Annotated in this window: 11 protein-coding genes; 3 read left to right on the forward strand and 8 right to left on the reverse strand. The window is 47.0% G+C overall.

Annotated elements, in window-relative coordinates; genetic code table 11:
- Nucleotides 1-35 precede the first annotated feature (35 nt).
- Both BLT32_RS04700 and BLT32_RS04705 read left to right on the forward strand, forming a co-directional pair.
- Complete coding sequence (locus BLT32_RS04700) at nt 36-1,949, forward strand: ATP-binding cassette domain-containing protein (RefSeq protein WP_053953136.1); 1,914 nt, start codon at nt 36-38, stop codon at nt 1,947-1,949.
- Between the two features lie 12 nt (nt 1,950-1,961).
- Nucleotides 1,962-2,198: a YheU family protein gene (locus tag BLT32_RS04705; RefSeq protein ID WP_053953137.1), complete on the forward strand. Its 237-nt coding sequence runs from the start codon at nt 1,962-1,964 to the stop codon at nt 2,196-2,198.
- Here BLT32_RS04705 and cysQ read toward each other — a convergent pair.
- A complete protein-coding gene (cysQ, locus tag BLT32_RS04710) occupies nt 2,170-2,982 on the reverse strand; it encodes a 3'(2'),5'-bisphosphate nucleotidase CysQ (RefSeq protein ID WP_053953138.1) in 813 nt (270 codons plus the stop codon). The two genes, BLT32_RS04705 and cysQ, sit on opposite strands and share 29 nt — an antisense overlap.
- On the reverse strand, nt 2,975-3,535 hold the full coding sequence (nudE, locus tag BLT32_RS04715) for an ADP compounds hydrolase NudE (protein WP_053953139.1): 561 nt from the start codon (nt 3,533-3,535) through the stop codon (nt 2,975-2,977). Before nudE ends, cysQ begins: the two co-directional genes overlap by 8 nt.
- A gap of 126 nt (nt 3,536-3,661) precedes the next feature.
- Here nudE and sthA point away from each other — a divergent pair, with 126 nt between their 5' ends.
- Nucleotides 3,662-5,080, forward strand: coding sequence for a Si-specific NAD(P)(+) transhydrogenase (gene sthA, locus BLT32_RS04720; RefSeq protein WP_053953252.1), 1,419 nt, complete (start codon nt 3,662-3,664; stop codon nt 5,078-5,080).
- Here sthA and envZ read toward each other — a convergent pair.
- The 6 genes from envZ to BLT32_RS04750 all read right to left on the reverse strand — a co-directional run bounded on the left by envZ (nt 5,061) and on the right by BLT32_RS04750 (nt 12,339).
- Nucleotides 5,061-6,386 carry a two-component system sensor histidine kinase EnvZ gene (gene envZ / locus BLT32_RS04725; RefSeq protein ID WP_053953140.1) on the reverse strand — a complete coding sequence of 442 codons (1,326 nt, stop codon included), beginning with the start codon at nt 6,384-6,386 and terminating at the stop codon, nt 5,061-5,063. The two genes, sthA and envZ, sit on opposite strands and share 20 nt — an antisense overlap.
- Complete coding sequence (gene ompR / locus BLT32_RS04730) at nt 6,386-7,111, reverse strand: osmolarity response regulator transcription factor OmpR (protein WP_143020940.1); 726 nt, start codon at nt 7,109-7,111, stop codon at nt 6,386-6,388. Before ompR ends, envZ begins: the two co-directional genes overlap by 1 nt.
- A gap of 103 nt (nt 7,112-7,214) precedes the next feature.
- Entirely contained in the window at nt 7,215-7,637 is a 423-nt protein-coding gene (locus tag BLT32_RS04735) for a potassium channel family protein (protein ID WP_053953142.1), read from the reverse strand.
- Complete coding sequence (locus BLT32_RS04740; protein WP_235443958.1) at nt 7,637-10,153, reverse strand: EAL domain-containing protein; 2,517 nt, start codon at nt 10,151-10,153, stop codon at nt 7,637-7,639. Before BLT32_RS04740 ends, BLT32_RS04735 begins: the two co-directional genes overlap by 1 nt.
- A 152-nt stretch (nt 10,154-10,305) precedes the next feature.
- Entirely contained in the window at nt 10,306-11,076 is a 771-nt protein-coding gene (locus BLT32_RS04745) for an SDR family NAD(P)-dependent oxidoreductase (protein ID WP_053953144.1), read from the reverse strand.
- A 132-nt stretch (nt 11,077-11,208) separates the two neighbouring features.
- Nucleotides 11,209-12,339: a Fic family protein gene (locus BLT32_RS04750; RefSeq protein WP_053953145.1), complete on the reverse strand. Its 1,131-nt coding sequence runs from the start codon at nt 12,337-12,339 to the stop codon at nt 11,209-11,211.
- Nucleotides 12,340-12,391: the final 52 nt, after the last annotated feature.

Genomic DNA, 12,391 nt, shown 5'->3' on the forward strand with positions numbered 1-12,391 from the left:
GCTTCAACGTAACTAATGATAACGCAGAGTGATTTATGATTCGAGCGCAAAGCATCAGCCTAATGCGTGGTGGCGATGTTTTATTTGAGGACAGTGACTTACAAGTTTTCCCCGGCCACAAAGTGGGTCTGGTGGGCCGCAACGGCTGCGGTAAGTCGTCACTGTTTTCAATGTTGCGGGGCGAGCTGCATGCTGACACGGGCGACTTACACGTACCCGCAGAGTGGCGCATAGCCAGCGTCGCACAGGATACTCCTGCACTCGAGAAGTCCGCGATTGATTATGTCATGGACGGGGACACAGAGTTTCGCGCGTTGGAAGAACAACTGGCCACCGCGGAAGCTTCTAACAACGGCGAACAAATTGCGCACTGCCACGATAAACTGGCGGCTATTGGAGCTTACGATATACAAGCTCGCACGGCCTCACTAATGGCCGGGCTGGGATTTACACAATCGCAACTGCAACAACCAGTGAAAGCCTTTTCCGGTGGCTGGCGTATGCGTTTAAACCTGGCGCAAGCACTGATAGCCCGAGCTGATTTAATGCTGCTCGATGAGCCAACCAACCACCTCGACGTCGATGCGATATTCTGGCTGGAAGGTTGGCTGAAACAGTACGAAGGAACGCTGATTCTTATTTCGCACGACCGTGACTTTCTCGACTCTGTCACCACGGATATTGTGCACATTGAACATAACAAGCTGAATACCTATAAAGGCAACTACTCTCAATTTGAACGCCAGCGCGCTGAGCATTTAGCCCAGCAGCAAAGTGAATTTGAGAAAGCGCAGGTCATGCGCCAGCACTTGCAAAAGTACGTTGACCGTTTTCGCTATAAAGCCAGTAAAGCTAAGCAGGCGCAAAGCCGCTTGAAGGCCATTGAAAAATTACCAACGCAGGCGCCTCTTCGTGCTGAAAGCGGTGTCGATTTTCACTTTTTAGAGCCGGAAAAGCTGCCGAACCCATTACTGACACTCCGCGATGCAAAAGCCGGTTACGGCGACACCACCATTCTTGAACATATTAAGCTGAACTTGGTGCCGGGCACGCGCTTAGGGCTTCTCGGCCGTAATGGTGCGGGTAAGTCGACATTAATTAAACTCCTTGCCGGCGAGCTTGAGCCCATGGCCGGCGAGCGTATTGCGAACCCAGGCTTGCGTATTGGTTATTTTGCACAGCATCAGCTGGAAACTCTGGATATGTCAGCATCGGCGCTGTTGCATTTGCAGCGTATGGACAGCGCTGCCAGCGAACAAAAACTACGGGACTTTTTGGGTGGTTTCGGGTTCTCCGGTGACCATGCAACACGCCCGGTTGAACCTATGTCCGGGGGTGAAAAAGCGCGTTTAGCGTTGGCGCTCATTATTTATCAGCGACCTAATTTATTGCTGCTCGATGAGCCTACCAACCATTTAGATTTAGGGCTTCGCGACGCTCTGGTTGCGGCCTTACAAGAATACGAAGGTGCTTTAATTGTGGTGTCGCACGACCGCCACCTGCTGCGCACGACGGTCGATGAGTTTTGTCTGGTGGCCGATAAAAAGGCGGAGACCTTCGATGGCGACTTAGATGCTTATCATGCCTGGTTGCAGGAGCGTGCCGCCAGTGACAAACGCTCAGAGCAAACAGCGCCTAGTCGTCAGCGCGATAACCGCAAAGAACAAAAGCGCAAAGAAGCGGAAATGCGTCAAAAGACTAAGCCCCTGCGCCAGACCATTGAAAAAGCCGAAAAAAGCATACAGATCTTAGAAAACGAATTAGCTGATCTGCATGACCAGCTGTCCGATAACAGTCTTTATAACGACGACCGCAAAGCTGACTTACAGGCATTGTTAGACAAGCAAACGGCGGCGCAAAAAGAGCTGAGTGAATTAGAAGAAACCTGGATGGAAGCAGAAGAGTCACTGACCGAGTTGACCGAAGAGCTTCAGTCAGAGAACGACTAAACAGGAGTACTTATGATTATTCCATGGCAAGAAGTGGACACTGAAACCTTGAACAACCTGCTTGAGTCCGTGGTGCTGCGTGAAGGCACCGACTACGGCTCGCAGGAAATGTCGTTTGACGCCAAAGTCGAGCAACTCCGAAAGCAGGTGAAAAGCGGTGAAGCCGTTATTGTTTTCTCGGAGCTACACGAAAGCGTCGACGTAGTGCCCAAAGACAGCGTCACCGGAAACGCGGACGACGAGCAATAAACACCTCTTCCCAGGGAACATTTTGGTCACCCAACACTAAAAAATTTGGGTTCAGCAAACTGACCGTTCGGTTGTAAGTTATCGGCTCAAAGTTCTCATTTACAATACGACCTCCCGCCTCACTAACAATCACTTGCGAGGCGGCTGTGTCCCACTCTCCGGTCGGCCCTAGTCGTAAAAAGCAATCAGCTTTGCCCTCGGCAATAAAGCACGACTTTAAGGAACAACTGCCTGTTGGTAGTGGCTGAATATCACGCTGTGTTTGCATACGGCTTAACACCGGCTCCCGTGCCTGACGGCGGCTTATGGCAATAATCAAAGGGTCAGATTCCGGGTTTTGCAGCTGACGCACCGAAATTTTCTGCCGCTCGACAGCATCTTCTTTATAAGCGCCACGGCCTTTTTCTGCGTAATAGATTGCCTCACCAACCGGCCAAAAAATGACGCCCATTTCAGGCTCGTTATTAGACACGTAGGCAATATTAACGGCGAAGTCACCGGAGCGCGCAATAAACTCTTGCGTACCGTCGATAGGGTCGATGAGAAAATACGACGACCATTTGCGCCGCTCGTTGTAATTCTCGTGGTCACTTTCCTCTGACAACACCGGAATGTGAGGGAAATGCTGTTTTAACCGGTCTTCAATCAGTTCACTGGCGATGATATCCGCGGTCGTCACCGGGGAATCATCGTGTTTTTCCGAGGTTTTGTAGTCACGGCGCTCGTACATGGTCATAATGACTTCGCCGGCTTCTTTCGCGATAGCTTTGAGTGTCTCAAGCATTGGCTGACTGCCCTCGCTTTCTCAGTAGCATTAATAGCGCTGCCACACTTCTAGCTTCAGTAAAATCCGGCTGAGTTAATAAGTTGTCTGCATCATCTACCGCCCAGGTGACCTTTTCCAGAGGCTCCGGCTCATCGCCGGGCAAACTTTCAGGATAAAGGTCGGTTGCCACGAATATATGCATTTTTGCTGAGAAGAACTGCGGGGCCATCGATACTTCCGTTAAAAACTCCAGATTATGGCTACCATAGCCCACTTCTTCTTTTAACTCTCGCTGCGCCGCTTCTTCCGGCGTTTCTCCCGGGTCAATCAGCCCTTTTGGGAAGCCCAGTTGGTAATCGTGTGAGCCAGCTGCGTATTCACGAATAAGCAACAACGTATTTTCGTCGAGACAAGGCACAATCATAACGGCACCACGACCGCTGCCTTTCATGCGCTCAAACTGGCGCAGTTCTCCGTTGCTGAACTTTAAATCAACCGCTTCAATGCGCAAAAGCCGACTTTGCGCCACCACGCGACGGGATAAAATTTGAGGGACTTGCTTCTTTGTCATACAACCATCCAAGTCATTGTCTCTCTTTACTATAACGACTCTGCGTACAGAAAACAGTCTGAATTTACGGTTTTTAGAATGAGTGCTAGTATTCAAGCCATTGTAGCGAATATAGAAGTGAGCATTATGACAGGCCAAAAACCCGAGACGGAAACTGAATTTGATGTTGTTGTAATAGGTACGGGGCCCGGCGGTGAAGGCGCCGCAATGCAACTTGCCAAAAGTGGTTATAACGTCGCCATTGTCGAGCGTCATAAAGCGCTGGGCGGCGGCTGTACTCACTGGGGAACCATTCCTTCTAAAGCATTGCGTCACTCGGTTAGCCGACTCATTGAATACAACAATAACCCACTGTTCTCAGGCCCGGGCTGGCAAAGCGGCATGACCTTTAGTCATATTCTGCACTACGCAGAGTCTGTTATTCGCAAGCAAGTGAAATTGCGCAGCTCTTTTTATGACCGTAACGGGGTTACTGTTGTACACGGTACGGCGTCATTTTTAGACAAAAACCGTATTCGTGTGACTAAGCTCGACGGCTCCGTCGACGACCTTATTACGCAGCACGTGGTTATTGCGTCAGGCTCGCGCCCGTATCACCCGGCAGATATCGACTTTGATCACCCACGTATTTATGACTCTGACAAAGTCTTGTCACTGTCGCACGAACCAAAAACCATTTTAATTTATGGTGCCGGTGTTGTCGGTAGTGAGTACGCCAGTATTTTCCGCGGCATGGGCGTTAAAGTCGACCTGATAAACCAACGCGACCGACTACTTTCGTTCTTAGATGCGGAGATATCCGACGCGCTAAGTTATCACTTGCGTAACAGCGGCGTCGTTATTCGCCATAACGAAGAGTATGAAAGCATTACCGGCTACGACGACAAAGTGGTTCTGAAAACTAAGTCGGGTAAGACTATGGCGGCAGACTGCCTGCTCTTTGCCAACGGCCGTTCCGGTAATATTGAAGATTTAAGCTGTGATGTTGTAGGACTTGAGCCGAACTACCGTGGCCAACTGGAAGTGAATGAAAACTACCAAACCGCGGTCGACAACATTTATGCCGTGGGCGATATTATTGGTTACCCAAGCCTAGCCAGCGCGGCGTATGATCAAGGCCGTATTTGTGCGTCAGCTATTATTAATGGCGAAAGTGACAAAGCCTTAGTCAGTGATATACCCACGGGCATTTACACCATTCCTGAAATTAGCTCAGTCGGTAAAACGGAAGAAGAATTAACCGAAATGAAAGTGCCTTATGAAGTCGGTCGGGCTCAATTCAAACACCTGGCTCGTGCTCAAATCTCCGGAGCTGACGTCGGTTGCCTGAAGCTACTCTTTCATCGTGAGACTCGTGAGTTATTGGGGCTGCACTGCTTTGGTGAACGAGCATCGGAAATTGTTCACATTGGTCAGGCTATTATGGAGCAGAAAAACGGCGGCAACACTATCGACTACTTTGTGAATACCACGTTTAACTACCCAACCATGGCAGAAGCGTATCGAGTAGCTGCCTTGAATGGTATTAATCGGCTTGCTTTGTAACTTTTGAAACCGCCTGCAGAGGTAACTCAATACGCACACACAAACCGCCTTCCGGGCGGTTTTTTAATGTTATACAACCATCGTGACGGTCAACAATACGCTTAATAATTGCCAAGCCCAGCCCGGAGCCCACGCCACCGCGAGCTTTATCGCCCTGCATAAAGGGCTGAAATAACTTCGCTTGTTGCTCTTCGGGAATGCCAGGGCCATCATCGCTGACACTAAACCATACACTTTTTTGTTTTTTATTGTATCCGGAACTGACTAATACGTTTTGCTTACCGTAACGTTCTGCGTTTTCCAGTAAGTTCACAATGACGCGCTTCATAGACAAAGGCCGCAGCCAAACTAACGGTAAGTTACCCAACGCCAGTTCAAAGTTCTTTTCCCAACTGTCAGGTACATTGGCAACCGTTTGCTCTATCAGCTCATTCAATGACTCTCGGCTGCTTTTCTCTTGTTGATCGAGGCGAACATAGTCAATGAACTGATCGATAATGTCGTTCATATCATCGATGTCTTCAACAATGCCCTGCGCCAGCGTATCGTCTTCGGGCATCATTTCTGCCGCCAATCGAATGCGTGTCAGCGGTGTGCGTAAATCGTGGGAAACCCCCGCCATCAGAAGGTTGCGATCGTTTTCCAGCTCACGAATGCCTTTTGACATATGGTTAAACGCCCGGGTCACAGCCATCACTTCGCTAGCGCCTTTCTCTTGTAGCTGTTCAGGAAACTCGCCTCTACCAACTTTACGTGCCGATTCTTCCAGTGCTTTTAACGGTCGGTTTAACCAGTTCGCAAACAGCATTCCCCCTAAAACGCTCGACACGCCAATAAGCAGCAAATACATAATTAGTGGTGAAAACTGCCCTTTTTGCATACTTTCTAAAGGCACTCGTATCCAAAAGTCCGGAGCTTTTGGCGGCTTCACCCAGATAAAAAACTCATTGCCCTGAGATACGCGCACAATAGCTTCGCCGTCTAACATGTTACTCATATCATCTGACAGGTAGCCGTAGTACGTTGAGTTAGTCAGACCATTTTCTCTGGCTTCTAGATCATTGAATATCTCAATACCCGTTTCTTCCCGATAGCGTTCGATAAGCTCTCGCTCGGTTTCAGGCGAATGTTGGCGAGGGATAAACATCGTACGAATGTGCTTAGCGACGAGCTCATTAATTTGCTCAATAGAAGGCTTAACCACATAGTTACTAACCATGACGTAAGAAACGACTTGGTTTATTAGCAAGATAAGAGCAAGCAGCGCAACCGTTCTGGCAAACGCAGACTTTGGAAACAACTTCATTAGTTTTTCAGTTTGCCGTCGGGCACAAATACATAGCCGAGCCCCCACACCGTTTGAATGTAGCGTGGCTTAGTAGGGTCTTCTTCCAGCATACGGCGTAACCGTGATACCTGCACATCGATAGAACGCTCAAGTGCGCTGTAGTCACGGCCGCGCGCCAAGTGCATGAGTTTGTCACGAGACAACGGCTGGCGGGCATGAGTCACTAAGGCTTTAAGTACCGCGAATTCACCACTGGTCAACGGCATGGGTGTATCGCCATGAAACATTTCGCGAGTGCCCAGGTTAAGCCGAAACTCACCAAACTCGACTTCTTGATCTTCCTGCGACGGAGCGCCAGGAGCTTCTGAGCCACGACGGCGTAATACCGCTCGAATACGTGCTAATAATTCACGCGGGTTAAAGGGTTTTGCAAGGTAGTCATCCGCTCCCAGCTCCAAACCAATAATGCGATCAACTTCGTCGCCTTTGGCTGTCAGCATAATGACGGGAATATTATTACCTTCGTTACGCAAACGCTTACAAATAGAAAGGCCATCTTCTCCGGGCAGCATGAGGTCAAGCACCATCAAATGGAAGTTTTCACGCGTCAGTAAACGGTCCATCTGGTCAGAGTCCTGCGCAACGCGAACGATAAAGTTTTGCTCCGTTAAATAGCGCTCAAGCAAGCTACGAAGCCGTGCGTCGTCATCAACTACCAGAACTTTTAATGTTTCCTGCATCATAATTTTAGTATCTCAAGCTGCCATGCCTACCCATAAAGATACACCGCTTTACATACCGAGAGAAGCCAGCTTCTGTTAACAAATGTTTCAGTTATCTTTTCGGCTATCGATGCCAGTAGCGCTGCATTTCAACGTACAGGAAAGATGCCGTCCAGGTAATAAGAACAAGGCCCGTTAAACTTTCAATGCCAGTTAAAAAGCGTAACGCTCCGTTTGGCTCTATGTCACCGAAGCCGACAGTAGTAAAAACCGTAAAGGAAAAATACAGCGAGTCCAAAAAGCTGCCGTCAAAATTGCCTGTTAAATCGCCAAAGCCATCTCGATGGTGCATCAGGTAATAAGCGACCGCAAAAATAGCGACCTCAACGGTATGGGCGGTAAGTGCGAGAAAGACACCAAACATGATGCGGATTTGCGTGAAAAGTCGTATATGAGTGATTAGCCAACCAATACGATTTAACGCCTCGTAATGGAACAATACCGCTAAGCCCACAACTATTGAGTTACACAGAAAAGAGACCAACATTATGTCGTTTCCTTTGCATTCGTTAATGCATCCAAGGGCTCGGGGAGAGAAAAATAAAACCCCTGGAATTGCGAACAGCCAAGCTTTTCAAGTGTTACTAACTGCTCTTCGGTTTCAATACCTTCGGCAATAACCTCCATCTCAAGGCTTCGCCCCAAGGCTAAAATCGTTTGTACTATTGCTGTATCGTTTCTGTCTTGTGTGAGATCCTGCACAAACGACTGATCGATTTTAAGGCGATTCAACGGCAGTTCTTTTAAGTAACCCAGCGACGCATAGCCCGTTCCAAAGTCATCCAAAGCGAATGTGATGCCTGATTCTTTCAGCTCGTGCATGGTTTTAGCCGTTTGCTCAATATCATCAATGAGTAAACTCTCTGTAATTTCCAACTCAATGGCAGACCCTGATACCCCGGCAACTTTCATTTGTTGGTTCATGTCATCAACGAACTTACTGTGCTTAAACTGACTAGCACTCACGTTAATAGCTACTCGCACTGGTTTCTCTGGGTTCAAAGTTTGCAACGTTGGTGTATCCGCTAGTACCTTTTTTACTACGAGCTTATGCACACTGCGCATTAACCCCTCACTTTCCGCCAGCGGAATAAACTCACCCGGCGATACCCAACCTAATTCGTCATCATGCCAGCGCACTAACGCTTCGTAACCCATGCACGTTATTTGATTCGAGCCGCTCATACGTTCGTACTGAGGTTGATAATAGACTTGCAGTGCTTCCTCAGTTATCGCTTTTCTTAATGCAGACAACAATGCCTGCTGGTGCGCAAAACGTCTCTGCAAACCAGCATTAAAGAACTGCAAGTGCGGCCCGCTTGCTTCTTTTGCCTGAGTTAATGCCAAGTCAACGGCTTGTAATATCTCTTTCTCGGAAGCGGCATCTGACAACAACACAACGCCCATGCTGACAGACACTTGCTCTTCTTCCCCATCCAGTACATAAGGTGCAGTCAACTTATTCAACAAGGTCGTGAGGCGTTCTCTCAGCTCTTCCACCATGACATAATTGCCATTACGGGGTTGCTGTAAAAACACCATAAACTCATCAGAATTCAAACGCCCCGCGTCATCTTGCTGCCGTAACTCTTGTTCCAAACGTTGTCCAAATTGAATCAACAGTTCGTCGCCAATTCCGTGACCTCGCCTATCATTCAACTGCTTAAAGTGATCGATATCGAGCAGAATTAACGCGCCGTCACTTTGCTCTTTCGCATAACGCTTTAACCCCTGGCGTAGCCTATCTAGCATAAAGCGTCTATTGCCAAGCCCTGTAAGCGGGTCAAAATACGCCAAAGAATCCAGCTCTTCTTTCATTTGCTTGTATTCGGAGACATCGGTGGAAATACCGCAAATACCCACCAACTCATCTTTAGCGTTGTATAAAGGCACTTTCACCGACCAATAATGGTGTGGCGTTTTATCACCCGGTAGATAATTCACCTCGGCCTGCGCGGAACGTTCGCGGGTAGAGAGTACTTTTTTGTCCAATTCGACAAGCTCGTCGGCTGTCATTTTATCAAATAAATCGTAATCATCCTTTCCGATAATATCGGCCGCGTCCATGCCAAACAGATCAATCACTCGCTGATTCACGTATTCGTAGCGTAGTTCGGTGTTTTTAATAAAAATATACGCATCGACGCTACTTAAAATAATGTCCAGTCGCTGTTTATTCTCTTTTAACTCAGACGTTTTCTCACGGACCTTTTTGCGCAATTCGTAATTAAATAGCAGACCAATACATAGTGCCAGCACTAACAGCCCAAGTAACCACCAGAAATAAGTCGGAATACGGAGGGGCTGTTGCTTCGAGCTCCAGTTTTTAATGATTTGGTAGTAGTCAGATTGATTATTGGCTTTTAGCTGGCGAATATCACGATCGATAATATCCAGCACCGCGCTCCCTTTACCTTGACGCATAGCAAAGTACAACTTATTAGGTAAAAACATAATGGGCGTCATTTCAATTTTTCGGGTCGCAACTTGCTGATTCCCAAAAAACTGGTTCGTTGCTACCGCATCAGCTTCTTGGTTATTAACGGCTTCAAAACCTTCAGTAAAGGAGTTAACTGGCAGCAATTCAGTCGATAGTTCAAAACTAGCGATAATATCGCTCAAATACTCTTGCTGAACCGAGCCTCTGAGCACGGCAACCTTTTTGTTATCCAGGTCGAGAACGCTGGTAATGCCTTCTTTTTCATCGGCATAAATTTGTGACCAATTGAGCAGCGCGTGCTCACTATGAAAGGACATCCATTCGTTGCGTGCAGTTGTTTTGGCAACATCCGGCATTATATCGATGTCGCCACTTTCCAGCTGCCGCAAGCATTCATCCCAGTCGCATTCCACGGGAATGAGCTGCCAGCCATGACGCTCCGCAATAACCGTCAGTAAGTCAGCATGAATACCACTTAAGTCGCCATCTTCATCGAACATGATTTTCGGCGGGTTATGGTATACCCCCACCTTCAAGACAACGTCTTGCGCAGTGGCTGGCATTACAAGCAGCAGTAGTAAGACAAAGGGAATGAAGTTTCGCAAATAAGCGCCTTAGTTTTATAACTTGTATAGCCCTAGAATAAGGCAGATCAAAATATTTACAAGATAGCTTTTAAGTTTCAGCCAGACGCCTATTTCTAACCCGAGCAATGTTACTGCGCGGTATAACCGCCATCTATCACTAACTCCGTTCCGGTCACAAACTTGGACTCGTCAGACGCCAAATACAACACACCGTAAGCAATGTCTTCAGGCGCTCCAACATGGCCAATCGGGTGTAAGCTATCCAACTGTTTTCTAAACGCATCGACTCCTTCAGCTGACTCTTTACCCAGTTGCTCAACAAGTGGCGTCCAAATAAAGCCCGGATGTATTGAATTCACTCGGATTTTATCTTTGGCGTAAATGAGTGCGTCGTTTTTACTCATTAACCTGACCGCACCTTTAGAGGCATGGTAAGGCGGTAAGTCAGCAGCGCCTATCATTCCATAAATGGATGAGAGGTTAATAATGCTCCCTGCACCGGCTTTTTTCATGGCCGGAATAGCGTGTTTCGTGCAATAGAAAACACCACTGACGTTTACGTTAATGACTTTGTCCCATTCGTCTTTGGTAATTTCGTGGGTGGGCTTATTAACCCCAGCAATGTCCGCGTTATTGACTAAAACATCGATTGACCCGAATTCCTTCGCGACCTCTACAAACGCCTGACTTACTTCGTCTTCACTGGCAGTATCGACATGCCAGTATTTAGCAGTGCCGCCAAGACCTTTAATTTCATCAACGACTTTTTGCCCTTCGGCGTCCGCAATGTCAGTTACAGCCACTTTGGCGCCTTCTTTTGCTAATTCCAGGCAGGCCGCGCGGCCAATACCCAACGCGCCACCGGTAACAATAGCAACTTTACCTTCTACTCTTTTCATAATGGTCTCCTATTTACTGACCCAGTACTCAGTTTAGTATTAGCCAGAAACAAGGATTTAGTCAGGCATCAAATGAAGAATAAATAAAAACTGAATAGCTGTGCCTAGCCAGGCTTTTTGAAAACAAAGACATTAGTTAATTGCCGGAATAAAGTCTTCTTTTTCCAACACTTGAATTAAGCTTCTCATCAAGAAGTTATTCATAAAGCTCACGCTATAGGTACGCCCATTTTCCTTGAGAGGACGAATAAAACCCGATTCTTTCATCTTAGACACCAAATGCGTTCGTTGTCGAGCACTTAAAGCACCTAATTCCTCTTTCAGTTCACCGGCTTTAAAGTGCTGCTTTTTTATCCCCACACTCAATACTCTGGCCTCTTCGCTGTTGATATAGCCTCTTTCAATAGCGAGCTCGAGAGTCGGCACCAGAATTTTTTTATAGAGAAGCTTGAAGTCCAAAAGCTTATTGACTTTAGTTACCTCGTGCAAAATACCCGTAAGCACGTAATCACACCAGCTCAGTAAAGACTCGTCTGTTCCTGTATCTGCATCTGATAGTCGCTGATAATAAAAGTCTTTATCGTTACAAAAAACGGCTGTTGGATTGAGTATCTTGCCGTCTTTTACGTTAAACCCATATTTAATAAGTAATGCATAGGTCAACAGCCTAACAACTCTGCCATTCCCGTTACCAAAAGGGTGGATCCAAGTAAACCGGTGGTGTGCGAGTGCCGTTTTCAGAAGGTCGTATTTATCTGCGCTTTTTTCATTGATGAATTCAACCAGTTCATCCATATAAGACTGCACCCGAAATGATTCAGGTGGAACGTGGTTTGATTGAGTAATTTCCACGTTCCAAGTTCGGTAAGCTCCGGGCGTTCGATCGCCTTCGCGCCCCAAGTCACCAACGACTAAATGGTGTAACTCTCGAATAAAATGGTGAGTAATGTCAGAGCCTTCATCAATATTCTCTTCAATAAAGTCCATGGCAGCTTCAACATTAGCAATCTCTGAGAATCGTTCATTTGAACGTTCACTACTCTCAATTTTCTTTTCAATATATTCAGAAATTGTCGTTCTGTTGCCTTCGATTCTTGCCGAGCCAACACTTTCCAAAATATGGAAAATTTCTTTAAGTTGAAAAAAAATCCACGGAGCCGTCGTTCCTTGCAAGCGCAGTTTTCGCAAGTGGTTTAACTCAATTAACGTATCTGTTAACTGAGAGTCGAAACTTGGACTAACAAGCCTTAACGAGAATTCCATTTTGCCACCATAGGAAATACACCAATTTAACTTTAGTGATTGATTTATATAA

It is taken from the genome of Idiomarina zobellii (assembly GCF_900100855.1).
Lineage (GTDB): Bacteria > Pseudomonadota > Gammaproteobacteria > Enterobacterales > Alteromonadaceae > Idiomarina > Idiomarina zobellii.

Bases quoted from the DNA above. Each gene is read 5' to 3' on its own strand.
- ompR (WP_143020940.1), bottom strand. From the start codon at position 7,111: ATGATGCAGGAAACATTAAAAGTTCTGGTAGTTGATGACGACGCACGG.
- sthA (WP_053953252.1), top strand. From the start codon at position 3,662: ATGACAGGCCAAAAACCCGAGACGGAAACTGAATTTGATGTTGTTGTA.
- envZ (WP_053953140.1), bottom strand. From the start codon at position 6,386: ATGAAGTTGTTTCCAAAGTCTGCGTTTGCCAGAACGGTTGCGCTGCTT.
- BLT32_RS04735 (WP_053953142.1), bottom strand. From the start codon at position 7,637: ATGTTGGTCTCTTTTCTGTGTAACTCAATAGTTGTGGGCTTAGCGGTA.
- BLT32_RS04750 (WP_053953145.1), bottom strand. From the start codon at position 12,339: ATGGAATTCTCGTTAAGGCTTGTTAGTCCAAGTTTCGACTCTCAGTTA.
- BLT32_RS04705 (WP_053953137.1), top strand. From the start codon at position 1,962: ATGATTATTCCATGGCAAGAAGTGGACACTGAAACCTTGAACAACCTG.
- BLT32_RS04740 (WP_235443958.1), bottom strand. From the start codon at position 10,153: ATGCCAGCCACTGCGCAAGACGTTGTCTTGAAGGTGGGGGTATACCAT.
- nudE (WP_053953139.1), bottom strand. From the start codon at position 3,535: ATGACAAAGAAGCAAGTCCCTCAAATTTTATCCCGTCGCGTGGTGGCG.
- cysQ (WP_053953138.1), bottom strand. From the start codon at position 2,982: ATGCTTGAGACACTCAAAGCTATCGCGAAAGAAGCCGGCGAAGTCATT.
- BLT32_RS04700 (WP_053953136.1), top strand. From the start codon at position 36: ATGATTCGAGCGCAAAGCATCAGCCTAATGCGTGGTGGCGATGTTTTA.
- BLT32_RS04745 (WP_053953144.1), bottom strand. From the start codon at position 11,076: ATGAAAAGAGTAGAAGGTAAAGTTGCTATTGTTACCGGTGGCGCGTTG.